The organism is Pseudarthrobacter chlorophenolicus (assembly GCF_000962805.1).
GTDB classification, from domain to species: Bacteria; Actinomycetota; Actinomycetes; order Actinomycetales; family Micrococcaceae; genus Arthrobacter; species Arthrobacter chlorophenolicus_A.
In genome coordinates, this window is record NZ_JZTW01000027.1 from 1 (window position 1) to 23,693 (window position 23,693).

At 62.9% G+C, this 23,693-nt stretch carries 22 protein-coding genes; 12 read left to right on the forward strand and 10 right to left on the reverse strand.

The window, feature by feature from the left end:
- Positions 1 to 153: 153 nt before the first annotated feature.
- The 4 genes from UC32_RS18965 to UC32_RS20720 all read right to left on the reverse strand — a co-directional run bounded on the left by UC32_RS18965 (position 154) and on the right by UC32_RS20720 (position 3,841).
- Positions 154 to 1,503: a hypothetical protein gene (locus UC32_RS18965; RefSeq protein WP_045732728.1), complete on the reverse strand. Its 1,350-nt coding sequence runs from the start codon at positions 1,501 to 1,503 to the stop codon at positions 154 to 156.
- 560 nt (positions 1,504 to 2,063) lie between these two features.
- Positions 2,064 to 2,336, reverse strand: a complete 273-nt coding sequence (locus UC32_RS18975; RefSeq protein ID WP_045732730.1) for a hypothetical protein — start codon at positions 2,334 to 2,336, stop codon at positions 2,064 to 2,066.
- Between the two features lie 9 nt (positions 2,337 to 2,345).
- Positions 2,346 to 3,107 (reverse strand): hypothetical protein, encoded by a 762-nt coding sequence (locus UC32_RS18980; protein ID WP_045732731.1) that lies wholly within the window; start codon positions 3,105 to 3,107, stop codon positions 2,346 to 2,348.
- Positions 3,104 to 3,841, reverse strand: coding sequence for a hypothetical protein (locus UC32_RS20720; RefSeq protein WP_045732732.1), 738 nt, complete (start codon positions 3,839 to 3,841; stop codon positions 3,104 to 3,106). Before UC32_RS20720 ends, UC32_RS18980 begins: the two co-directional genes overlap by 4 nt.
- Positions 3,842 to 4,105: 264 nt before the next feature.
- Between UC32_RS20720 and UC32_RS18990 the strand changes: the two genes are divergently transcribed.
- Genes UC32_RS18990 through UC32_RS19040 form a run of 11 tightly spaced genes read left to right on the forward strand, consistent with a single transcriptional unit; the run spans position 4,106 to position 15,549 of the window.
- The gene (locus tag UC32_RS18990) at positions 4,106 to 5,185 is read left to right on the forward strand and encodes a CHAP domain-containing protein (RefSeq protein ID WP_045732733.1); all 1,080 of its coding nucleotides are present in this window, start codon (positions 4,106 to 4,108) and stop codon (positions 5,183 to 5,185) included.
- A complete protein-coding gene (locus UC32_RS18995) occupies positions 5,182 to 5,691 on the forward strand; it encodes a hypothetical protein (RefSeq protein ID WP_045732734.1) in 510 nt (169 codons plus the stop codon). Before UC32_RS18990 ends, UC32_RS18995 begins: the two co-directional genes overlap by 4 nt.
- A 46-nt stretch (positions 5,692 to 5,737) precedes the next feature.
- Positions 5,738 to 7,237, forward strand: coding sequence for a ParA family protein (locus UC32_RS19000; RefSeq protein ID WP_045732735.1), 1,500 nt, complete (start codon positions 5,738 to 5,740; stop codon positions 7,235 to 7,237).
- Between the two features lie 32 nt (positions 7,238 to 7,269).
- Positions 7,270 to 7,872 (forward strand): DUF6668 family protein, encoded by a 603-nt coding sequence (locus UC32_RS19005; RefSeq protein ID WP_045732736.1) that lies wholly within the window; start codon positions 7,270 to 7,272, stop codon positions 7,870 to 7,872.
- Positions 7,873 to 7,890: 18 nt separating this feature from the next.
- Entirely contained in the window at positions 7,891 to 8,160 is a 270-nt protein-coding gene (locus UC32_RS19010; protein WP_045732737.1) for an integral membrane protein, read from the forward strand.
- Positions 8,161 to 8,187: 27 nt separating this feature from the next.
- Positions 8,188 to 8,925: a hypothetical protein gene (locus UC32_RS19015; protein ID WP_045732738.1), complete on the forward strand. Its 738-nt coding sequence runs from the start codon at positions 8,188 to 8,190 to the stop codon at positions 8,923 to 8,925.
- A 1-nt stretch (position 8,926) separates the two neighbouring features.
- Positions 8,927 to 10,264 carry a hypothetical protein gene (locus tag UC32_RS19020; protein ID WP_045732739.1) on the forward strand — a complete coding sequence of 446 codons (1,338 nt, stop codon included), beginning with the start codon at positions 8,927 to 8,929 and terminating at the stop codon, positions 10,262 to 10,264.
- Positions 10,251 to 11,759, forward strand: coding sequence for an SCO6880 family protein (locus tag UC32_RS19025; protein ID WP_045732740.1), 1,509 nt, complete (start codon positions 10,251 to 10,253; stop codon positions 11,757 to 11,759). The genes UC32_RS19020 and UC32_RS19025 overlap by 14 nt, the downstream gene beginning before the upstream one ends.
- The gene (locus tag UC32_RS19030; protein ID WP_045732741.1) at positions 11,759 to 13,345 is read left to right on the forward strand and encodes a P-loop NTPase family protein; all 1,587 of its coding nucleotides are present in this window, start codon (positions 11,759 to 11,761) and stop codon (positions 13,343 to 13,345) included. Before UC32_RS19025 ends, UC32_RS19030 begins: the two co-directional genes overlap by 1 nt.
- On the forward strand, positions 13,342 to 15,111 hold the full coding sequence (locus UC32_RS19035; RefSeq protein ID WP_045732742.1) for a type IV secretory system conjugative DNA transfer family protein: 1,770 nt from the start codon (positions 13,342 to 13,344) through the stop codon (positions 15,109 to 15,111). The genes UC32_RS19030 and UC32_RS19035 overlap by 4 nt, the downstream gene beginning before the upstream one ends.
- Positions 15,112 to 15,126: 15 nt before the next feature.
- Complete coding sequence (locus tag UC32_RS19040; RefSeq protein ID WP_045732743.1) at positions 15,127 to 15,549, forward strand: DUF4913 domain-containing protein; 423 nt, start codon at positions 15,127 to 15,129, stop codon at positions 15,547 to 15,549.
- A 564-nt stretch (positions 15,550 to 16,113) separates the two neighbouring features.
- Here UC32_RS19040 and UC32_RS19045 read toward each other — a convergent pair.
- Genes UC32_RS19045 through mobC form a run of 3 tightly spaced genes read right to left on the reverse strand, consistent with a single transcriptional unit; the run spans position 16,114 to position 19,398 of the window.
- Positions 16,114 to 17,346 carry a hypothetical protein gene (locus UC32_RS19045; RefSeq protein WP_045732744.1) on the reverse strand — a complete coding sequence of 411 codons (1,233 nt, stop codon included), beginning with the start codon at positions 17,344 to 17,346 and terminating at the stop codon, positions 16,114 to 16,116.
- Positions 17,347 to 17,373: 27 nt separating this feature from the next.
- Positions 17,374 to 19,002, reverse strand: a complete 1,629-nt coding sequence (locus UC32_RS19050) for a relaxase/mobilization nuclease domain-containing protein (RefSeq protein ID WP_045732745.1) — start codon at positions 19,000 to 19,002, stop codon at positions 17,374 to 17,376.
- 3 nt (positions 19,003 to 19,005) lie between these two features.
- Positions 19,006 to 19,398, reverse strand: a complete 393-nt coding sequence (gene mobC / locus UC32_RS19055; RefSeq protein WP_200896419.1) for a plasmid mobilization relaxosome protein MobC — start codon at positions 19,396 to 19,398, stop codon at positions 19,006 to 19,008.
- A 223-nt stretch (positions 19,399 to 19,621) separates the two neighbouring features.
- Here mobC and UC32_RS19060 point away from each other — a divergent pair, with 223 nt between their 5' ends.
- The gene (locus UC32_RS19060; protein WP_045732747.1) at positions 19,622 to 19,957 is read left to right on the forward strand and encodes a hypothetical protein; all 336 of its coding nucleotides are present in this window, start codon (positions 19,622 to 19,624) and stop codon (positions 19,955 to 19,957) included.
- A 724-nt stretch (positions 19,958 to 20,681) separates the two neighbouring features.
- On the opposite strand, the gene UC32_RS19065 is transcribed toward UC32_RS19060, so the two are convergent.
- The 3 genes from UC32_RS19065 to UC32_RS19075 form a co-directional block, all read right to left on the reverse strand.
- Positions 20,682 to 22,034 carry a ParB/RepB/Spo0J family partition protein gene (locus tag UC32_RS19065; protein WP_045732748.1) on the reverse strand — a complete coding sequence of 451 codons (1,353 nt, stop codon included), beginning with the start codon at positions 22,032 to 22,034 and terminating at the stop codon, positions 20,682 to 20,684.
- Between the two features lie 580 nt (positions 22,035 to 22,614).
- Entirely contained in the window at positions 22,615 to 22,965 is a 351-nt protein-coding gene (locus UC32_RS19070; RefSeq protein WP_235423708.1) for a DUF3846 domain-containing protein, read from the reverse strand.
- A gap of 102 nt (positions 22,966 to 23,067) precedes the next feature.
- Entirely contained in the window at positions 23,068 to 23,499 is a 432-nt protein-coding gene (locus UC32_RS19075) for a hypothetical protein (RefSeq protein WP_045732750.1), read from the reverse strand.
- Positions 23,500 to 23,693 lie beyond the last annotated feature (194 nt).

Below are 23,693 nucleotides of genomic sequence, written 5' to 3' on the forward strand. Positions count from 1 at the left end.
GGGTGTCGTCCCGGCTGAAAAGAACCAGACCGAGACGGCAGGGGAGACGGCAACGCCCAGGCCTGGACCATGGGAAACTGTTCCGTTTGCGCTGTCCCCACTGTGGGCCGGTGGAGACCGGAGGATAAATCTCAAAGCGGTCCACATTGGGCGTCAGCGCTTGCTGCCGCGTGTGGCAGCCTCTTGAAGTCCCTTTCGGTAGTCGTCGGCGAACCGTGTTCGCCAGGACTCACGCATCGGGACTGAACGGCATTCAGCTGTTTGTTGCTGAATCCGCTGGGCTTCGACCCGCGCTTGGGCTTTTGCCGCCTCGGAGCGCTGCAAAGCGCGTTGATGGCGGCTATAGACAGGCTGTCCGTTGACCCGCCAGTGGTTGAGTCGGCTTTGAAGGAGTGCGGGAAGATTCAACGCACCGTGGAAACCGTCGTGACGGTGCTCGGTGCCGTCGGGCTTTGTGTCGAGAGCGTGCAGAACATCGTTTGGTGTGTAACCGGCACGGAAGAAGGGTGCCAGGATCCGGGCGAGGTGGCGTGAGCGCAGCTTACGGAGTGGCGGTGAGTGCCATTGGACGGTACGGGCCGCTTGCAACTCGTTGAAGTCGCGGGTTGCCTTGTCATTGGCGTTTGTCGTTTTGTTAGTGGGCCATTGGAGATCTGTACGAGCGGTTGTCATCATGGCTACCCACTTAGTGGCCGCCTCAAAATAGGATTTCAGGGTGGGCGAAGCCCACGCCTTTATGTGCTTGGGGGATGGGTTTCCTTTGGTCAGGTTAGGGTTGCCATTTATGTCCACAGCAAGTCCGAACATGCCCAGAAGCGGGTCCAGTTTGCACTTGGATTCCATGCGCTGGACTTCTTCTTCACCGAACCTGACTAGTTCCTCCTCGGTGGCGGGACGACAAAGCACGTAGACGGCCCTGTCGGCCATCCGTTCTTCGCGTTCGCCCGCCTTGAAGAGGTTGGTCTCTCCGCTGCAGTTTTTGGGCGTGTAGATCGCTGAGCGCCCGCCAGCGACGATGGCGAGGAATCCGTGACGCATCAGCCAACGTTTGATGCGCCCCAGGGTGCCTTGGCCGATACCGGCTGAGGCCAATAGGTAGTCGTTCCCCGGGGTCACGGTGTGACTGTTGAAGTCGAAGCCCAAGAGCAAAAGCGAGGCGACGGCAAGAAGGTTTCGGCGGAAGTCGGATCGGCGCCACGTGAGTTTGGGGTGTTGGCGGATAGCTTCCAGCCAGTCGAAGTCCGTGGTCAGCGCGCAGCTGCCTTCAGGGACGGCGCGAAGGACGTTCTCCTCATCCCGTTCCACCAGGCGGTTAAGGCGCCTGGGGGCTTCAGTGCGCTTCGAATGCTCGCCCAGTAGCGCGCGGTCGCGCTGCTTCCAGACGCCAGGCAAGCCCTGCACCGCCACATAGCCGGGGATCCGCGGCGTGGCCTGTCCCTGCTCGGCGCAGGGCAAAATTCGGGCAGGGGCATGCGTTGACGCCCCGGCACGGTCCGGTACCATAAGGGGGACACGACCTTTCAGTTTGAAGGGAACACAAAGGGACCGTCCCTCGCGGGAAGGTTCTGGTATCCATCGCCGGCCAGTCGCCAAACAGAGACGGTGATGGAAGGATTCGGAAGCCCCGCACCTCGGTGCGGGGTCTTTCGTTTAAGAAGCGGCCTGTATAGGCAGCTCCTCAGCTTGTCGGTTTATCTTGGGGAAGACCGGCAGGCCGCCGTTCTGCTCCAAGTACAGGACCAGGTCCTCAAGGTAGAGGCCGACTGAGCGGCCAGAGTTCGCAGCTGCGCTGTTCACGGCTTTGCGGCGCTCCGGCCTCACTCGGCCCTGCAGGAGCACCAGATCAATGCCGTCGGGATGACGGACGCGTCCTGGTTGTGCACTCATGGATTTAACGTGTCACGCGGCGAATGCATACGCAGGGATTCGGGCGGGTGTGTCGAGCTTAATCTTGCTCGACGTCCATCCCGCGGGTTTGCAGCCCCTCATGACATGTGGTGAAAAGTCCATGACTCCAATATGTCATAAACTCCAAAAATTTTGGATATGGGTCAGATTCCACGTCACGACCAAGCCCGCTGCACTATCTCATCGACCCGACCGGAGCCTCCCCGGAACAGATCCCTGGTAGCTCTGATCGAGCGGAAGTAACGGCCTTGTTTGTCGATGCGCCAACGCGAGATGCCGAGAAACTGAGCGGTCGCCTTCCGCTCCATGCCGACCTCCATGCAGATCCGGACTGCGGCGTAGATGACCTGGTAGGCCGCCTCGTGCTCGCGCGGGACCTCCGCCAGTACCTTCTGCACGGCTGTTTTTGCCTGTTGTGGAGTAGTCATGGCGTCCTTCTAGTCGATCGACAGCGCGGATCCCAGTTCACGTTCTGGCTTTTTCTGCCGTCGCGCATATGCAAACAGCGCGAGGCCGATGACGACCAAGGCCGTCGAGGCGTAGGAGATGAGCATGTACACGTAGGCGAGGTCTTTGGACCCGTACCATTCCGCAGGATAGCTGCCGGCCCTCAGCAAGGACAGCGTGAAGCCTCCAGCGATCATCCCTGACGCCACTTTCCCAATGGCCAAAGGGTTCCGACGGGCGTCCAGGTAGGCCGGCCGAATCAGGGGTGCTACGACGTAGGCAACATAGATCAGGACCAGCCAGGTGTTGAGGCGGACACTGGGCTGCGTTGCGTAGTCAAGCAGCTGGGGAGAGGGAGCGGGGCCATCCGTGGCCAGAACCGTCAGCAAGAGGCCTGTGGCGGTAAGGCCGAGCATGACCGCACCGGGCATGCCTACGGTCCAGCGTCTGGCGAATGTTGAGCCGTAGGCCTGGCTGAGGTGGCCTCCAAGGAATGCCACGGCGACCAGAGCACAGTACTTCGAAAGCAGATCCGTCGCATTGGTGATGGGCATGATGGAGTCGACTGCGTAGTACACAGGTGGAACAAGAAGCAGGTAGGCCAGTGTGAGGAATATTCCCGAGAGCGCGACGTTCTTGGCTTTTCCCTTGAGTGCATGCTGATATCCCGTTGCGGGGGCATTGATGCGCTTGAACGTCAGGCTCCCCAAGAGAATGAGCATCAGTGTGGGGACAACGGCCAGCACCTTCATCCGAGCAGCTCCGTCATCTTCTCTGCGTATTCGCGGGCCTCCTTGCGCTGTTTCACTCTGCGCTGCAGGAGGTTGATGCGCGCTGAAATCAACTCCACAAGGGCGTCATCGGAAACCTCCAGCAGTTCGTCCTCGCGTGCACGCACCTGCCAGCCGCCTTCTGCCGGCGTTATCAGGCCGACAACGACGAGCCCTGAGGCGAAGGACCCTCCGGTCGCCCGGGACGCCGCTACAGCAAGGTGTGGCGAGAGACGGTTCTCTGTGAGGGACGTGATGATGTACGTCAATGCCATTCCCGATTCCGCGGCCATGCGGTGTCGGAGGTCTCCCGGATCCAGGGCATCCACCCAGGCACGGTGGGAACCATCGTGCGGAAATTCGATGAGGGGAATGTGGCTTCTAAGTTCGCGGGGGTAATGGGTCTTTGACGTCCGGAATTGCAGCTCTGCCATGAGATCCGCGTGGTGGACCTGGCTCAAAACTTCGGCAGCGGACGGTTCCACAGGCCGGGAGAGAACGTCGCGGTATCCATCGAAGGCCGTGAGAGCTTGAAGCGCCCCTAACCCGGCCGCTCGTGCGACGGCGACGACCGTCGATTCAGCTACGTTCCCTCTCCGCAGCTGGTTTCCCAGTGTTCCGCGATTAAGGCCCGTCAGTGCACTGAGGGCAGCCGGGGAAGTGCTGATGGACGCAGCGTCCAGCCAGCTCTTGAACTCTTTGGCTGAGACGGGCACAAACACTCCTTGACGTGACAGGACGCATGAAAATGAACCTGCTAAACTGCTACCAATAGTTAAGTATTTCCAGAAACTCACTTTTTGGTATCTATCTTTATTTTAGCTTCTTGGCCGAGTTTAGCCGGGGAGGGGTTCCGCCATCAGGGGACGTACTCCCGGCACCTTGGCCAGACGCCAAGTCGAAGACGCGAGTTTCGGCGCACCGGGGGAGGGGACCGTCGTGCAAGATCTAAGGTCGTTCGTCAGAGAACGGACCACACGATGAGCCAACGGAAGTCGTTGGCGCTGGTGGCCTTGATCGTCATTCCCGGGCTGTTTTTCGGGCTGCTCTTCTCATTCATCCTTCTGCTGAATCCTGCGAGATCTGTGGCGGCCGACTGCGGTCCGGCAGCTGTCGACATGGACGGAAACACGAAAGTGGAGGGATACAGCGCTGAACAGTTGAAAAACGCCGCCGCTGTCATGGGCGCCGGTAAAGCGCTGAACCTCTCCGTGAAAGGTCAAACCGTCAGCGTCATGGTGGCCCTGGGGGAGTCGGGACTGCGTGTGCTGGACTACGGCGACGGTCCCGGCCCGGATTCCCGTGGGTTGTTTCAGCAGCGCGGCAACGGCGCTTGGGGCTCCTACACGGACCGCATGGATCCGACGATCAGCGCCACCAATTTCATCAAGGCGCTACAGGCTGTACCCGGCTGGGAACTTCTGGAGCCGACTATCGCCGGGAACAAGGTCCAGCGGAACGCTGACCCGTACCACTACCGGAAGTACTGGCCAGAAGCCGTCAAGATTGTCCAGGCACTCTCGGGCGGGGACTTCTCCCCAGGGTCAGGCAGCTGTGGAATCCCGGGAGAGTCCGGCGCGGGGGATGACTACCCGTGGAAAGACTCTCCAACCTGGCTCCAGGTCGGAGCAGGCTCCGCGGCCGCCTCACCGTTGGGCATGTTTTACCGCGAATGCGTTGACTTCGCCCTGTGGCGGGTCAACCAGCAGATGGGGTCCACCAAAGCCCCGTTCAAGTTCCTCAATAGCACCTTCCGCCCGGACGGCCAGGGATTGGGCTCGGCCCTGACGTGGAAGGCCGGCTGGGACGCCAAGGGCTGGCCCACCGGACACACACCCCGGGTCGGTGCGGTCGTCTGGTACGCACCAGGCGTCGGCGGATCGGACCCGACGTTCGGCCACGTAGCCGTGGTCAAGGAAGTCAAGGACAACGGGACTTACGTCGAAGAAGGCTACAACGGCAACCCACCCCCAGATGACCACAACTACTACACCCGAACCGTCAGCAGCAGTGTCCCCTCCGCGTTCCTATACCTGCCCAACCAAGAGGAGAAGAAATGAAAAAGCCCATGGTCCTCGTCGCGGCGGCCCTACTGTGCGCTGGCTGCGCGCAGACAGCGCACACCAATCCAGCTTCCACGGAAACGCCGGCCACTGCCTCGGCTCCGGTGTCCCTGAGCGCCGGCAGCGGCCCGCAGGCACCGGGCGGGACAGTGCCGCCCACGATGGGCATTGCTTGGGATCAGGCCAGCCAGGACCGAGCGGTGGATGTCGCCGAGCGGGCCATGGCGGACTTCGCCCGTCCCTCGGTCGGCGAACAGCAGTGGGCCAATGACCTCGCCCGGTGGCTCACCCCACAGGCCACCGCCGACTACTCGGCCGTTGATCCGACCAACATCCCGGCTAACCGCGTGACCGGTCCGGCCACGTTGACGGTCGATGGAACCAACGGTCACGGGGTCACCGCTGCTGTCCCCACCAATGCCGGGACCTACTCGCTGCAGCTGCTCCGCACGGACAAGGACGCCCCGTGGAAGGTCAACCGGCTTACTCCACCAACGTCCTAGGCGCGCGCCTAACCTCATCCGCCAAACATGCAAAGGAAGAAAGCTCATGGTCACTACACCAACCGAGGTCCTGGCCTTTCCAAACATCAAGGCCATCGTCCGTGACAACGGCACCGCCGAAGTCGTCGTTGCCGGCAACTCCCGCACCGTTCCGGACGGCCAAACACTGCAGGAGCTCCGCGACAACGCCCTCGCCCTCGTCGTTACCGAGGCACAGACCTTGCAGCGCCCCGTCAGGGTCCAGATTGAAGATCCCGAAGGGCACGGTGAACTCATCGTGCACCCCGATAACAAGATCGAATCTGTCAGCTACGTTCCTCGTCCGGTCCGTCGTCGGGCTCAGGCTCCAGTGACGACTGCCGAGGCGGCAGCCCCGGCAGTGGTTGAGGACGTCCCTATGGCTGCTGCTGAGCCGACAACCATCCCTGTAGAGCCTGCCCCGGTTGAAGCTACGGCGGCGGCTATTGACCTCCCGCCGTGGCCGCCGACTCCGGTAAAAACTGAGGAACCGGGGCATGTCAGTCCGGGCGTCCATGGGATCGGCGGTGCTGAAGCTGAATCACCAGCAGCGGCTCCCGCGGAACCCCTGTCCCGGCGGAGTTTGAAGGAGACCTCTTTCCTGGTCAGCGCCCCGGTGCTGGAGCCCGCCACGCAGGGCTGGCGGGGTGCGCTGACCCGCCTGGGCTTCCGGATGGACCCCTCGGAGGAGGAACTGTCCGAGCGCGAAGACATCCGCACCGTCAGCCAGCACTGGCCCGGCCCCCGGACCATCGCCGTGGTCAACCGCAAGGGCGGGGCCAACAAGACACCCACGGTCGTCATGCTCTCGGCAATCCTTGCCCGCTACAGCGGCGCGGCAACTGTGGCATGGGACAACAACGAATCCCAGGGCACCTTGGGCTGGCGGACAGAGAAAGGCGCTCACGACCGCAGCGTCCTGGACCTGATCGATTCCTCCACCGAGCTGCTGTCCCCGTCCACGAACGCGGCCGAGATCGCCAAATTCGTCCATCACCAGACCGCCGACAAGTTCGACGTGCTGCGCTCGGACGAGAACGAAGAAGGCGACCACGAAGTAACCGCCGAGGAAGTGGACATCGCCCACCAGGTCCTCACCCGGTACTACCGGCTGGTCATCATGGACTCCGGCAACACAGCCCGGGCCGCCAACTGGCGTCGAATGATCGACCACACCAACCAGCTCGTCGTCCCGGTCACCGCCATCGAGGACCGGGCAGAAGCAGCCCGGCTGACGCTGCAAACTCTTGAATCCCGTGGTGGCCACGACGCCGATCTGGCACGCAACGCCGTCGTGATCGTCTCCGAATCCACCGACGCCAAGCGCAGCATGACCGGGGACGCCCTAAAGCGGGCCAAGGCCGAGGCGCAGCGGATCGCGGACGGCTTCGAGCCGTTCGTGCGAGCCGTCGTCCGCATTCCTTACGACCCCGCCCTGGTCAACGGCCCCATCCGCTACGAAGCCCTCCAACCCGCCACGCAAAGGGCATGGCTGGCCGCCGCGGCCGCCGTCGCCAAGGGCTTCTAACAACCAGCCTCGAACGAAAGGAAGGAGGAACTATGCAATTGTCTCTGAACCCTTGGATCACCAGCCCAGCCGAGAGCAACGACAGCGAAGCACCCGAGGTGCACGTCCCGCCAGCTGCCGTGATCAGCACACCGCTGAGGGGCATGGTTGAGCCGGACGCCGCGGACAGACTGGCGAACCGCGTAGTGTCCGGGTCCGCGCTGCTGTGGATCGTTGGGAGCCACGGGGGATCGGGTGAAAGCCGCACCGCAGACCTGATCTACGGTGCCCGCCCTACCGGGCACTGCTGGCCTGTTATGCAGGACGGCAGCAAGCCCCGGGTGCTGTTGGTCTGCCGCAACGATATGCGCGGCCTCACCACCGCGCAAAGCGCCCTGACCCAATGGGCATCAGGAGCAACAACCAATGTTGAACTTATCGGCCTTGCTGTCCTGGCAGATGCGCCGGGAAAGACCCCCAAGGCGCTGCGCGACTTCGCAGTGATTATCGGCGGGGGCGCACCGCGCCTCTGGATCCTCCCTTGGGTCGAGGCATGGCGGCACGGTGGCTCCACGGCAACGCCACCGGGCAGGGAATACCAACGTTTCATCACAGACGTAGCTGCTCTGACTACGGAACCCAATCCAAAGCACTAACCACTGAAAGGTCTCACCATGAACGTCATCACTGCCATCACCACCAGCACCATCCCCGACCCGACCCCTGTCGTGCCCGCCGAAGCCGGCGGCCTGCTGACCGTCCTGAACTGGGCCTCTGGTATCGGTCTCGTCCTTGGCGTCCTGGGCGTGATCATTGTCGGCATCGGCATGGTCATCCAGCTCCGTCGTGGAGAAGGCGGCGAATCAATCGCCAAACTCGGCTGGGTCCTGATGGGCTGCATCATCATCACCGGCTCCTCCGGCATCGTCCGCGCCTTCGTCTAAACCAGCACCAACAACGGGAGGTTCGCCATGAGCCAATCACCAGAGAACACCACCAACAGCAATTCGTTCACCAGGCCCGGTTTCATCATCGCGGCCGCGCTGGTCGTCGCGCTGATCGCAGCAGCAGTCGTCATCTTCCTGCTCCCCAAAGAACAGGGAAACGCCCAACCAGCACCCACGCAGACCAGATCCGCCCCGGCTAGCCCCAGCACGTCCACTGCCTCTGACGAGAGTGTCTGCGGACTCCCTGCCAGCAAGGACACAGCGTTGGGCACCGCACCCAAGTCCAAGTGGGAGTTGGTGGGAACCATGGCCGTCCCAACCGACCCATCCAACGCTGGCCCTGGCACGGTAGGCAAGGACGGTCTGAGGTCCTGCTTCGCGCAGTCGCCCACCGGAGCGCTCTACGCCACGGCTAACATCTGGGCTGCCTCATTCAATGGCTATGCGAAGCAGGTTTACCTGGAACTCTCAGCTGACAGTCCCACTCGGGACAAAGCAGTACAGGCAATAAGGGAGGGCAAGGACGTCGGAGGGGGAACCACTCCGAAGGTACAGATCGCCGGCTTCATCATCCACTCGTATACGCCCAAAGCTGCCGTCGTAGAGCTAGCAATCAAGAGCAGTGACGGGGGATACGGCGCATTCTCGACATCCCTGCTGTGGGAACACGGCGACTGGAAGATGGACATCCCCGCCGCCGGTGGAAATGCAGTCCGCCAAATCAGTGACCTGAGTTCATTCATCCCTTGGGCCGGCGTCTGACATGGCAGAGAAAGAATGCGAAGTTTGGAACGCCCTCTGCTGGACCCAACAGGGTGCCAGCAATGTTGCCGCGGGTATTGCGGACGATGCCATCAACAACCTCGCCAAAGCCATCATGGAGGGAATGAGCCAGATGGTGACCACGCTGTCGACCTTCTGGGTTTCAATGCCGACCGTGAATCTGGCCAGCCAGGACGGAACTGCAAGCCCCGTTGTCTCGGTGGTGAACAGTGAGCTGATGCCGTGGACTCTGGCCCTTGCTGTCTTGGCGGTCATCCTGGGTGGTATTCGCTTGATCTGGGAGCAGCGGGGTGCGCCCCTGAAGGATTTGCTCCGGTCCCTGCTGACCCTGACGCTTGTCTCCGGCCTCGGTCTGGGCGTCATATCCATTCTGGTGGTCGCCGCTGATGCCTTCTCCGCGGTGGTGATCAATCGTGCTACCGACGGTAAGGGTTTCGCGGAGTCCCTGAAGATCCTGGTGATGACAAACCAGACCGGCGTCGGGGTGTTCATCCTGATCGTCCTGGGTTTGATCGGGCTGATCGCGTCACTGGTCCAGGTCGTGTTGATGGTAGTGCGCAGCGGCATGTTGGTGATCCTCGCAGGGATTCTCCCAACCACGGCCGCGTTCACGAACACTGAGATGGGCCGACAGTGGTTCCAGAAAGCTGTTGGCTGGACTATCGCCTTCATCCTCTACAAACCAGCAGCTGCGATCGTGTATTCGGTCGCGTTTCTGCTGATGGGCAAGGGGAGTAGCAACAGCGCCAATCTGGTTCAGCCCATCACCGGGTTCACGCTGATGGTCGTGGCACTTTTCGCGTTGCCGGCGTTGTTGCGGTTCGTGACCCCGATGGTTGGTGCTGTTGCCTCTGGTGGAGGCGCGGGGGCGGGAGCAGCTGTCGGAGCAATGGCAACCGGCGCGGTTTCGCTTGGCCGTGGTGGCAGCGGCAGGGGCAATGCATCCCCCGTTCCCGCATCGTCAACGAGCACGTCAAACACGCAGAGCATGCACGGCGGCAGTTCGCCGAAGGGCAGCGACGGACCCGCCGGCCCCCGAGGCGGAGGCGGGCAACCGACTCCGGGCAGCAGCGGACCGGGCGGGGCCGCCGGCACTGATGCAGCAGCCAAGACAGGGACAGGAGCGACCGCCGGAACGGCAGCAGTATCTGGCTCCAGTGGAGCGGTATCAGCGGCAAGAGCCGGTGGCGGTGCAGCGGCAGCTGGGCCAACCGGAGTGGCTGTAGCAACAGGCGCGAAGTTGGCGTCAAAGACGTCGCAGGCAATTGAAAAGACAGCACAGGATTCAGCAGGGGAGGGCCCCAGTGGCAGCAATTAGCACCGAGTACAAAGAACCGTCCTACGGCAACTGGCGCGTACCGCGCTCAGCTGGCCTGGCCAACCTCGGGGCGATCGGTACCGCCATTGTCTTTGCCGGACTCCTGCTGGGCATCGTCAGCTTCGCTCTGTGGGGCTTGCTCGCAGGCCTGGGCGTCCTTGCCTTTGCCGGTGTCATGGCTTTGCTGCTGACAGTCAAGGACAAGCACGGCCAGTCCATTGTTGACCGGTTCGGCACCCGGATGGCGTTCAAGTTCTCCCGGTCCTCCGGGACCAATCTCTACCGTTCCGGCCCTCTGGGCGTGACGGAGTGGGGCATGTACCAGCTGCCCGGGTTGGCAGCGAAGTCCACTCTGTTGGAGTTCACCGACTCCTACAAGCGGCCTTTCGCCTTGCTGCATGTCCCCACGACCAGCCACTACACGGTTGTCTTCTCCACCGAACCCGACGGGGCTTCACTTGTGGACCCGGAACAGGTCGATGCCTGGGTGGCGAACTGGGGCGGCTGGCTCGCCTCCTTGGCCGACGAAGCAGGCCTGGACGCCGCGGCCGTCACGGTGGAGACGGCGCCTGATTCCGGTTACCGGCTGCGGAACGAAGTCATGATGAATATCGACCCGGCCGCTCCCAAATTCGCCCGCGACATGCTAGGCGAAGTCGTGGACACGTACCCGGAGGGATCGGCAACTGTACGGGCCTGGGTGTCCCTGACGTTCAACGCCGCGATTCGGGCCGGGGCCAAGAAGCGGACCCCGGAAGACGTCGCCCGCGACCTCGCGTCCCGGATCCCGGGCCTCTCGGCACGGCTGCAGTCCACCGGGGCCGGGATCGCCCGTCCCATGTCCGCCCAGGAGCTGTGCGAGGTCGTGCGCGTCGCCTACGATCCTCCGGCGGCGCTGATCATTGATGAAGCCCATGCTGCCGGTTCCCCGGTGTCCCTGACGTGGGGCGAAGTCGGCCCCACAGCGACGCAGGCCAGCTGGGATGACTACCGGCACGATTCCGCCTTCTCAGCGTCTTGGACCATGACTGGTGCACCGCGGGGATCTGTGAACTCTTCCGTCTTGTCCCGGCTGTTGGCACCCCACGGGGACATTGACCGCAAGCGCATCTCGCTGCTGTACCGCCCGATGGACTCGGCCCGCGCTGCCGCCGTGGTCGAGCGGGACCAGAATAACGCCAATGTGCGCATCACTTCCGGCACGCGGCCGTCGGCCCGCGCCTTGGTCGATGCCCGGTCAGCGGCCCAAACCGCCCAGGAAGAAGCCCAGGGCGCAGGGCTGGTGAACTTCGGCATGGTCGTCACGGCCACCGTGACCAACGCCGAGCGCCTCTCTGATGCCGTCGCTGCCATCGAGCAGACCTCCGGCACCGCCCGGGTGCTGCTGCGCCGCGCCTATGGATCGCAAGACACCGCGTTCGCCGCGTCCCTGCCCCTGGGGCTGGTCTTGCCCAAGCACAGCATGGTTCCGTCCGAGATTAAGGATGCACTGTAATGGCCCGAGCAAAGCTCTTCACTCGCCCCTCCAAGCACAAGGCCGCCGCGGCCCCGAAGAAGACGGCGAAGCAGCCTCGCGAGGCTGCGCCGGGTGCGCGTGGCTGGCCCGGCCGGGGCGGGGGCATGGCACAGCTCGTGCCCTCGGTGAAGGAATACCGGGGAACCACAGTTCAGGTATGCGGGCTGTGGCCTTTCTCCTCCGGTGCATCCTCACCCATGATCGGTATCCCGCTCGGACGCCATGAGGAAACCCAGGCCACGGTCTGCTGCGATCCGATCAGCTGGTTCCAGCGGGCCCGGCTGATTTCCAACCCCTCGGCGTTCATCCTGGGCAAGCCCGGTCTGGGGAAGTCCACGGTCGTGCGGCGGATGTTCATCGGACTCTCCGCACAAGGGGTGCACCCCCTGATCCTGGGCGACCTCAAAGGCGAGCACGTCAAGGCCGTCAGGGCCCTGAGTGGTCAGGTGATCCGGCTTGGCCGCGGCGTCGGGTACCTGAACATCCTTGACCCCGGCCAGGCCGTTGAAGCCGCCCAGCTCCTGGAAGACAACGGCCATCCTGAGGACGCAGCACGGGTTCGCGCTGACGCGCACGGTCGCCGCTTGACCATGGTTGTTTCACTGATCACGATCAGCCGGAACAGCCCTCCCACCGATCAGGAACAGACGATCTTGGATCGTGCCCTGCGGATCCTCGATGAGCGCTTTGACGGTGTCCCGGTGTTGAAAGACCTGCTGGACGTGATCGTGTCTGCACCTGACGAGTTACGCCAGGTCGCCCTCGATCGGGGCGATATGAACATCTACCTGCAGGAGACCCGTGCGTTGGAGGCCACCCTGTTGGGGCTGACCGGGGGCGGGAAGCTCGGGGAAATCTTCTCTCGTCAAACCTCCGAGCCGATGGTGCGGGACCGTGCCGTGGTGTTTGACGTCTCCAGCATTGATGAGACCGAGACGGACCTGCAGGCCGCGGTGCTGCTGGCGTGCTGGTCCTACGGTTTCGGCACCGTGAATGTTGCCAATGCCCTGGCAGACGCCGGGCTGGAGCCGCGCCGGAACTACTTCGTCGTCCTGGATGAATTGTGGCGGGCCCTGCGGGCCGGGAAAGGCATGGTGGACCGTGTGGACGCTCTGACCCGGCTCAACCGTTCTGTTGGTGTCGGGCAGATCATGATTTCCCACACCATGTCCGACCTGCTGGCTTTGCCGGCAGAAGAGGACCGAATGAAAGCTCGCGGGTTCGTCGAACGCTCCGGCATGGTGATCTGCGGGGGCCTGCCGGCCTCGGAGATGCCGCAGCTGACCTCCGCCATCCCGCTCTCGCGCCAAGAGCAGCAGAAACTCATCGGCTGGCAGGATCCGCCAGCGTGGGACTCCCGCGGAGTCGATGTTGAGCCCCCGGGCCGCGGCAAGTTTCTCATCAAGGTCGGCGGCCGCCCCGGAATCCCCGTCCAGGTCGGACTCACATCCTTGGAGAAAGGCCCGGAAGGCATAAACGACACCAATGCCAAGTGGAGCACCACATCGGAAACCCTGCTTGAACCGGCAGCCCCGGCCCTGCCCAGTGAAGGAGCATCAGAATGAGCGCACCCAACCGCAAAGGAATCGGCATCGGTGATGCCCTGCTGGTCTGGCTGGCCATCGGCTTCATCGTCGTCTTCGTCGGCGGCACCTACGCCGCCCTGCATGTCGGTTCGTGGATGGCTGGCATCGCCGCACCACCGGCGCACCCGATCGATCTGATCGCAGGTCTAATCAAGGGGCGGGTGCCGTGGCCTACGGAGGCCACCATCGTTGTCTGCGTCATGGCCGGGATAATCCTGGCTTTGGCCATCCTCGTGCTCGTGGCGTGGCGGCAAGGTGCGTCCAAGCGTGCCCGGGTCGATAAAGCCGCCCGTTACTTGGGCCGGGGAAAGTCGTTGGCCGCGTTCTCCGAGAAAGGAGCTAAAGCGACCGCTGAACGGCTCGGCGTGACCGGCACTCCGGGCATCGTCGTCGGCAGGGTTGTGTCCACTGGGCAGAAATTCATCCAGTCCTGGGAAGACCTGTCCCTGGACATCTGGGGGCCAAGGACCGGTAAATCGACCTCCCGGGTGATGCCTGCCATCCTGGACGCACCAGGTGCGGTCGTCTCAACCTCAAACAAGCGCGATGTCGTGGACGGTACCCGCGGGGTCCGGGAGGCCATCGCCCCGGTATGGGTGTTCGACCCGCAGAAGATCGCCCAGGAGGAACCGGATTGGTGGTGGAACCCGCTCTCCTACGTCACCGACGAGGAAAAGGCCTACAAACTCACGCAGCACTTCTCCATAGGTTCCCGTGTTCCTGGGTCCAAGCCTGACGCGTACTTCGATCCCAAGGCTGAGGATATTTTGTCCTCGTACTTCCTCGCCGCCGCGCTCGGGAAGCTGCCGATTACGCAGGTGTACCTTTGGGTGACTGAGCAGGTTAACCGGGAACCGATCAACATCCTCAAAACCCACGATTACGAGTTGCAGTACAAGGGCCTTGAATCGACGCTGGAACTGGCTGACAAGCAGCGTGACGGCATCTTCGGCACTGCCGAGAAAATGATCCAGTGCCTCAAGAGCCGGAACACGTTGCGGTGGGTCGCTCCTACTGGCGGGGCGACCGTGGCAACGGATACCCGCCGCCAGTTCAACCCGCACGCATTTGCTGCCTCGCAGGAGACCATCTACATCCTTTCCAAGGAAGGAGCCGGCTCTGCCGCCCCTCTTACCACCGCCCTGACGGTAGCGATCGCTGAGGCGATGGAAGAACGTGCCGAGCGCAACGGCGGTCGCCTTCCCAAGCCGGCCTTGTTCGCTCTCGATGAGCTGGCCAACGTGGTTCGGTGGGCCGGGCTGCCGGACCAGTTCAGCCACTACGGCTCCAAGGGCCTGATCGTGATGGGGATCCTGCAGTCCTGGTCCCAGGGCGTGGAGCTGTGGGGAGAGGCGAACATGCGGAAGATCTGGTCCGCGGCGAACGTGAAGGTCTACGGCGGCGGCGTCGCCGAAGAAGGCTTCCTCCGTGCGCTGTCCGATCTAATCGGGGACTACAGCTACGTCAACGTCTCTACGTCTTCGGGGAAGTCCGGTTCCAGCCGATCCCGGCAGGAAGCGAAGGAACGGATCTTTGATGTCTCCAACCTGGCCGAGTTGGACCGCGGCCGCGCAGTGGTGCTCGCCTCCGGTGCGCCCGCCACCTTAGTGCGGACCATGCCCTGGTACACGGGCCCGCACAAGGAATCAGTGGAGGCGTCCATCAAGAAGTACAGCCCGCGCCCTGAAGAGCCGGCCATTTCCGTGCCCGCGGAGCCGGTGGCTAATCCCTGGGTTACGAAGTAGGAAGGACACGGTCTCATGGCGAATGATTTCGACCTGTACGACACGGATACTCCGCCACCGACTACAGAAGCCCAGGATGCAGAAAAAGGGCCGGAACTCGTCTATGGATCCCCCGAAGAATTTCTCCATGAGCAGCTGCTGCCCACCTATGTCCGCAGCGTCACGGGAAAATCGGCCAAGTGGTGCATCGAGTGGTACTTTCACCCGGAGGCCGTCTCCCGTGTCGCCGCGCTTTGGAGGGCTTGGGAGCACCTGCGACTGGATCCTGCGACCGGTATGAGCGTCTGGTGGAAAGACCATGCAGACCACCACATGCGGGTGCTCCTAGATCCGCAGGGCCCGTTCTACAACTGCGACATGAAAGAACACCGGGAGCCCGAACTCCTGGAACCGAGGAGCGCTCCTGCTGGGTGGTTCCAGGACGCCAGGCTTCTTTAGTCTCGCTCCGTGTTCCTCAACTGGGGTCGTTTGTGTGGCCGCAATGAGGGCACGTCTGCTTTTTGCTGGTGGCATCTTCGCCGCTGGTTGTGACTGTTTCCTTGCACCCAACACATGTCCAAGATTGCGCGGTGGGTGCTGCTGATGACTGCAAGCGGTGTGCGTTGATGCTTGCGGCCACGATCACGGCAGCACTCACGGCGATGGTCACACCGCCGACAACTCGAAGATTGGCGTTGCCACCGGCGATTCCCTTTCCGCCCATGAGTAGAGGGCCACCGCCGGCGTAGGCCCGAGCTGCCCTGTCGGCATAGATCCCAGTGAGTGTTGCGATTCGCGCCCCGGTGCCCGCTGTGGCAAACTGCTTGATTCCCCAGAGGACTGCCCCCTGAGCTGCGTCACCGGCCTTTTCCACGTTCCACAGCAAAGGGCCAGCGAAGGGCTTGATGATAACGCTTGCCACATCCGCCCGTGTGCGCCATTTCCTGTCTGCCACCCTTGCCACCTTCCATCGATGTGTCCGCCGAAGCTGCCCTCAGGGCCAAACGCGGGAACTCGTCTAGCCTACTTCGACGGACCGCCCATAGACCGCTCGGCGCCCCTGGATGCCCCGGCTGGGGCCTTTCGGGCTTTGGCCGCCTTTTTACCCATGGTCAGGCCTGCGCGTGGGTGTGTGGCCTCGCTGCGCTCCGCTGCTACCCGCCCGCGCATCTGTGACTCATTGGCGCCAGTGGTGGCCAGTGATGCGGCAAAAGCGTTTTGACGTTCGGCCGATCCGTAGTCCGCGGCCGACGTTGTCTCTGCTTTCAGTCCTTGGTCTTGGAGCCGGCTAGCGTCGTTGCCGGTGACGCGCTCTTCAATCTCGCGTCCGATGCCTTCCATACGGGCAAAGAGTTCTTTCTCTGCCCGCTCGTACCGTTGCTCCTGCGTTGCCCACTTATCACCTGTGAAACCACCTTCGGCCAAAAGTTTGGCCTCGTGGAGGTTCTTGGCAGCCGCGACGAACGCAGGGTCTTTGAAGTGTTCCTCCCCTGCACCGTTGACGTTCGCGGTGGTTTCCTGGCGTAGCTGGTCGATGTCAGGTCCGTTGACGCCGTCCTTACTGATGAGGAACAGGCGCTCCTTTATAGCTCCGTCTGCCGCCTCCAGCGCTTTCGGGGTTTTTGCGTTGTGTGCCCGTTGAAGCGCTTGTGCCAGTTCGGGGTTGGCCAGGTATTCCACCGGCACCTGGTGGCGTTCCATTTCAGGTGCAAGTTTCGCAGCCTGGGCACGGAGTTCTTCGGCGCGAGCGGCCGCGAGTAGCTGCATGGCCTTTTCGTGTTCGGCGGCCGCCTTACGAGCCTCTTCCTGGTTGCGGGCAAGGGCTTCCTGCCGGGCTTTTTCGGTGGCGATGGTGTGGATACCTGATTCAAGGTAGGCGGCATCAGGGCCGACGTCTCGGGTGTCGATGCCGTAACGTGTCAGCACTTCCTGACGGATCTTCTCCGATGCCGCAAGAGCCGTCGGGTCTTGCCCCTTCCACGCTTCAGCGACGGTGTACGCCGTAGCGATATCGGAGGGTTGGGCTTTGTCCCACCACTGGTCCTTTTCCACCGGGACCAGCGCCGCATGGGCGGCGCTGCGTTCCGCCGCGAGGCGGGACTGGGCTTCGTGTGCAGCCTGGGCGTCTTGGTGTTCCTGTTGGCGTTGTGCTTCCTGCCTGTGGCGTGCCAGTGTTTCGGCAATACGGGACGCGATCATCAGCGATTGCCGCAGTCCGCCGTCCAGCAGGTCGTCCATTCCGTCCGATTCACTCATGGTGTTCCCCTCGCACTAGTGGTGTCTTTATCGGTCAAGTACAGGTCCGGTTTCCCGTCCTGTCCGTGTGGGTGTCTTCGCGGGTATGGCCGTGGCGGGAACGGCGGATCCGGGACGGATCGGAGCCATCCCGCGCAGGCCAAGCTCCACGGGGTTGCGGTCCTGGCCACGTTCCGGGACCTGGGCCGGCCCGCCCACGGTAACCGGTCGCGGCATGGTGGCAGCGAAGGGCTTCAGCTGCGTCGCGACAACGGCGCGGATCCTCTCGGCTTCCCTTGTCCGGCCGGATTGCTGATGCATCTGGTAGATGGCGTGCGCCATGTTCGCCAGCTGCACCATCAGTGCTGCCTGCGCGGCTGTCTTGTTCTTGCTTGAGGCGGCCAGGAACAGCATGGCCGTGCCGGCAATGGACGGCAAAGCCACTGGCGTGCCGTGCTCCCGCGGTGCGCGCAGCTGCGCTGTGCGGGACAGTTCAGCCGCGGTGGCCGCCAGAGGTCCGGGGGTGGGTTCGAGACGGTGGGACCATGCAGCGAATGCTCCGGAAACGTCCCGTGCTGCTTTCGCCCAGGTAGCGTGATCGTCCAGTGGGATGGACCGCAATTGCTCTGCCAGAGCGGTCGCGTTGCGGGTGTATTCAACCCACACCTCGGGCGACGGTGTTGCCTTTTCGGGCCCGGTCCTGGAGACGGTGCGTTTGTTGCGTGCGGCGGCGTTCCACTCGGCTGCTGCCTCGGTCGCCGCGTGCGGTGAGTCCATCCATCCTTGGCGGAGCGCACCCAATGTCAGGTCTGATGCGAGGGTGCCGCCGCCGAACCAGATCGGCCGCTGTCTCGGCTTAGGGCGTTCGGCGACGTTGTAACCGGTGATGACGTCGGTGGTGTTCTTCGCATAGCGCGGTCGGAGCAGGATGCCCGTGTTACGGGCGCGGCGGACGAACTCCCCTTCAGTCGCGGAGGCGCTGGCGCTGGCACGGACCTTCCGTGCCAGTGAAGCCCGGTGCATCTCGCGCTCGTCCCGTGCGGCGGTGGCCTTCTCGGCCCGGTCGTAACCACGGGTGGCGTGCACGCTGGAAAGTTGCTCCAGGCCGTACTTGGCTTCCAGCTCACGGCAGGTTTGTTGTGCGCGTTTGTAGTCCCCATGGGTCGAGGCTTTGGTGCCGTCTTCGCGGACCAGGGAAACGGCAATGTGGATGTGGTGGTTGCCGTTCTCGCTCGTGCCGTGGTTGATCGCCGCCCACCGGCACTGTGCTTTACCGCTGGCCGTCGTGAAGCCCATGGCGTCAACGAAATCATTCGCGATGTCGCCCCACTGCTGGTCCGTCAGCGCACCTTCTTCGGCGCGCAGACTCAGCGAGCAATGCCACACGCTCGCGTCCTTGTAGCCGACGTGGACGCGCTGCTTCTTGGTCGCGTCCCAGGCGAAATCCTTGATCTGCACGGAGACGCCGAACAGCTTCCGTGGCTGATCAAGGTGCTTGGCGATGGCAAGGGCATCCGCGTTGTCCAGGACTCCGTCGTCGTACCAACTCATCACGGCAGCATCGCCGGCAACCAGGTGCGGGTCGGTGTGCGCGTTCTTCGTCTTGTCCGAGTCCGTTGATGCGAGGTACACCATCAGGCCGGCGATGCGGGAACCGCGGGTGATGTTCGGGATCACCGGCTACATCAGCCCTTCAATGGCTTGGTCAATACGCATCGCAACCGAGCGGATATGCTTCAAGGCCTCACGGGCCTCAACGGGGAACTCCCCCGTGGCATTTGCGTGACGAGCCAGCTGGTTGATGTTGTTCGAGGAACGAGCCAGCAGATTGTGCAGCTGCATCAGTTCAGCACCGATGGCTCGACGCTCCGTGGGTGAGTCCGTGCGCTCGGCCAGCGCGGCCGAAACCAGTAGGTTCGGGACGGTCACTTTCTCCCGCTCGGCCCTGGCCACGAGCGCTGCTTCCTCTTCCACCGTGACCCACACGTCACGGCGCTTCTTTGTCCCGGCAGGAGTGTTCGCACGACGGCGGCGGGACAGATTGGGACGATGAGCGTTCTCCTCATCAGACATTCAAATCCCCCCTTCCCCAGGCCCAGCGCAGCGACCCCGAACGGGGACCCACAAGCCAGTGTGCCAAACAACGACGCAGGAGCCGTGCAGGACACGCCCATTTACACCCGTGTAAATGTATAGCTTGCTCCGCACGGTTTTCGTTGGTCAGTTTTGGCACCAATTGTGGAACTCGCCCTAAAATCTCGCTTCTGGTGCCAAACTCAAGCACTAGGCTGACGGCATGGATATCGACAACATTGCCGCAAAGGCGGCCGCGAAAATTGACGCCGTCAGGGACGCAAGAGTCAACGCAGTGAAGAACGCTGCTGCCAGCAGTGTCGAACTGCAAGAAGCCGTGCAGTTGCTCGCAGCTGCAGAGCAGAAGTATGCAAAGGACTACCAGGCAGCCCTCAGGGCCGACTGGACCGAATCTGACCTGCGGGGCTTCGGGTTGGACGCCCCGGCCAGGAAGGCCGGCGGGCGTCCCAAGGGCGCTAGGACGACGCGCCAGTCACGGCCAGCAAATGAGGCCGCACGTGAGAAGGAACTGATCGGGACAACTAGCGAAAACTGGTAGCGCCACCCCTCGCCCACATGGGCACGGCGCAAGCTATTTCCTCCGGGCTTGCCCCGCACACATGTGGACGACAGGACCCACCCAACCGGCTGCACACAACCACCACGTCACCAACCGTCCACACCTTGCCTGGGCGAGCGGTGGCCGTGCACAGCCTCCGCCCATAGGGGACAGCGCAAACCGGAACAGTTTCCCATGGTCCAGGCCTGGGCGTTGCCGTCTCCCCTGCCGTCTCGGTCTGGTTCTTTTCAGCCGGGACGACACCCATCTACCGTGCGGGGCCGGCATGGAGCGGGCACAGGAACCGGGGCAGTACGGCTGGGTTCTAAGGCACATGGGGGCTCCCAGCGAGCTACTGGCGGGGACCACCACTGCCAGGAGCGGCGCAGGGTGCACTTTCTTGAATGACCGACTTAAACACGAAGGGCCGGCTTGTTAGCCGGCCCTTCGTGTCCTTCGGCAAAAAAGGAAATCTATGGCTTCAGCTTAGCTGAAGATATGTACCTGGTCAGAAGTGGAAGTGTCCGTGGAGTGTCGCGGAAGTCGCGGCACTGCCTTGCGTCATGGGTTGGTGCGTTTATGGCGGTCCGTCGCTGGTGAGTGGCTGCTGTGGTTCGTCCTGGGCGGCGGACCGCCCGACCTACGGGTGGTTCCTGATCCTGCCCGTGGCGAGCGGACGGGGTGCCTTGCCGGGCGGTGAGGGTTCCGCCCGGCAAGGGCCTTCTTATGCCGCTTCGGTTTCCTCGGCTGGCTTCCCGCTGTCGATAATCTTTTGTTCGGTCTCACTTGCGGTGTATCCCCACACGACCAACTGGTTCAAGTAGTCCCGGTGGGTTTGCGACGGGGACCGCCATGAGTCCTTGGCAATGGTCTTCTCATACCCGGCGCACACCAGTGCGATCAAAGAGAACTCAGGCCGGACTGTGGACGCGGCTACGTGATCCCGCAGCGGGTTCCATCCCCACCGATCGGATTCGTCGGACTTCGCTCCAACCATCTCAGCGGCCACCTGTCCGTCATAGCCGCTGACCGTTTCAGGGTGGTGCGTGAGCGCGTACGCGGTGAAGTACTGCCAGCCCTTCGGCGCCTGCTTCTTCGCCAACAGGTTTTTGACCCATTCACGGCGGACCACAGTGGCGGACTCGGCCGCTTTGTTATTGGCGATCAGGGTTTTCCGTTCGGCCTTCTGTTCCTCGGTCATCGGGCCTTTCTGGACGTTGCTGCCGCCCTCGTAGCGTTCGTACTTCGGGACGAAGTCCGTGTCCTTCCAGCCCGTGATAACTGAGTGGGTGCGGTGCTGGCCACGGTAGTCCGTGGTGATCAGGATAGCGTTCGCGTCCTCCTCGCTGGCCGGTTCTCCGTCCTCCCTTTTAGCGGCGGTGACGTAGAGGTTCTCGTCGTCGGCGTAGTGTCCGGCGTCCTCCACGATCGTCTTACCCTGGGCTTCGAGTTCGGCGATCAGCGCGGCGAGGGCTGCGGCGCTTTCGCGTTGATCCCGCAACCGCTGGGCGACGTGGAGCAGCTGGTCGGGGTCGTCCATGAGAACTGATTCAAGGTCGGCCGTCGCGGCTTCGTCCTGTTCAAACTCGGCCATGATCAGAGCGGTTTCGATGCTCCATCCCCGGTCCAGGGCAGCAGTCCCGGCCTCGGATGCCTTGGCCTTCAACGCCCCCTCGACGGCGGCCTTTTTCCGTCCGGTCCTCTTGGCGATCGATGCCGCCGAAACACCGATCAGGGACAGCTGGTGGTAGGCGTCTGCTTCGTCCGCTTCGGTCAGTTCGGCGCGCTGGATGTTCTCCACGACCTGCGTAACGATCCGTTCGGCCTCTTTGGGGGACTCGATGATCATCACTGGGATTTCCGTGCGCTGGGCTTCAACGGCGGCGCGGGTGCGGCGCTGTCCCATCAGCACGTGCACGGTGCCATCGTCTTTGCGGTGGGCGATCACGGGTTCCATCACGCCGTGTTCCTTGATGCTGGCAATGAAGTCAGCGGTCAGGGCGGCGTCTTTGCGGACGTTGATGTCTACGGTCAAGGTACTGGGGTCGAGGATCTCGAGTGTGGGTGCTGCGTTCATGTGGTGGTGCTCCATTCTTTGCCGAAATGGTGGGCGGGTCAGGCGGCTCAGGTGACCGGCCAGCTTCCCTCTCCCCCAGTTGCTTTTTTGTTGCTGGCACGCAGTGCTCTACGGGGCCGACGGAGGCGTCTCCTCCCGCCAGGGCAAGGTGCTGGAAATCTTCGAAAGGAAATAAGCGACGCAGGAGCGCCGTCGAAGAATTCCAGTGCCGCAGGGCCCCTGAGGAACGAAGGGGTCAGGAGCTTGAGCCGGAGCGGAACCGTATGATCCGCAGGACAGCCACAAAAATGCTTGTAAGCAACAGGTGATGGCGGGCAGGAGCTCTGCGACGGACCGGCAGCACCCAACAGCCGGCCACGGAGCGAAGCGGAGAGGACGCCCATCAGTGCTCGCCCGCGAGCACCCTCTCCATGGCCCCTCCCCTGCGCCCACATCACCCCAAGCGTGGGCTTGTCGCACGCACCAGGTGACCAGCGCCGGCCCTGACGCGGGAACGGCGGTCCGGCGCCGGCAACCACCCACCGAGGCGGCCACCTGCGGCGGACCGCCCGCCCACAAAGGCGACCGGCCCGCAGCGTGTCTAGGCGGTGGTTTGGTGGAGGCCGAAAAGCTGTTGCGCGGTGTCGATCAGATGTTCGGGGACGTCTGCTTCGTCGCCATCAGCGGTTTCGCCCAGAACAACGACGTCCCCGCAGTACACGTCTGCCAGAACGCCGGTTTCTTCCAGCACCAGCTGGGCGGCGCGGTGGTTTGGTGCAAGCTGCATGATCTTGCCTTCTTCATTCAGGTAGAAGTGCCAGTCATCGATGGTGACGGCTTCGATGTTTCCGGCCACGAGCGTTTGCAGGTTGCCTAAACCGGCGTCGATGGTTTCGACGCGGGCTGGTTCGGTCAGGTTGGCGGGGATGATCAGTACTGTGCAGGTGTTCACGGTTTGTCCTTCAATGATTGCAATCATGAGTTTTTACTCAAATACTCATTTGAGGTGGAAGGGGTGCCCCGCCCGTAGGCGGGGCACCGGTTTGGGTGGTGGTTAGGCGGCGGTGGAGAGATTGCAGGGGATCCGGTACCGACTGGGCAGTTCGGCGGCCGCCTCGGGCAAGTCGTCCGGGCCTTGGGCCTGTCCGTTCTTCCAGTGGAAGAACGCCTGCTCACTGATCGCGGTCCAGAAAGCGGCCTTGGTCCGGTAAAACGTGGTTCTCACGTCGCCCTCGCAGTAGGTGGCCATGCCGAACAGGTTGCCGATCTCATCGGCGGTGCGGATCCCGGCGACCATGACATAAGGCCACTGGCCAAGGTCCCAGCCGTCACAGCCCCAACTGGGGATCACGGCCCAGCCGTGTTCGCCGATCACGTCCATCCAGTCGTACCCGTCGTTCATGTGGTAATCCACGAGCACCGGGACGTCGTAAATGGTTTCCTCGGTGTCGACGGTGGCAACGGTCATCTTGATGACTGCGTTCATGTGGTGGTGCTCCATTCTTTGCCGAAATGGTGGGCGGGTCAGGCGGCTCAGGTGACCGGCCAGCTTCCCTCTCCCCCAGTTGCTTTTTTGTTGCTGGCACGCAGTGCTCTACGGGGCCGACGGAGGCGTCTCCTCCCGCCAGGGCAAGGTGCTGGAAATCTTCGAAAGGAAATAAGCGACGCAGGAGCGCCGTC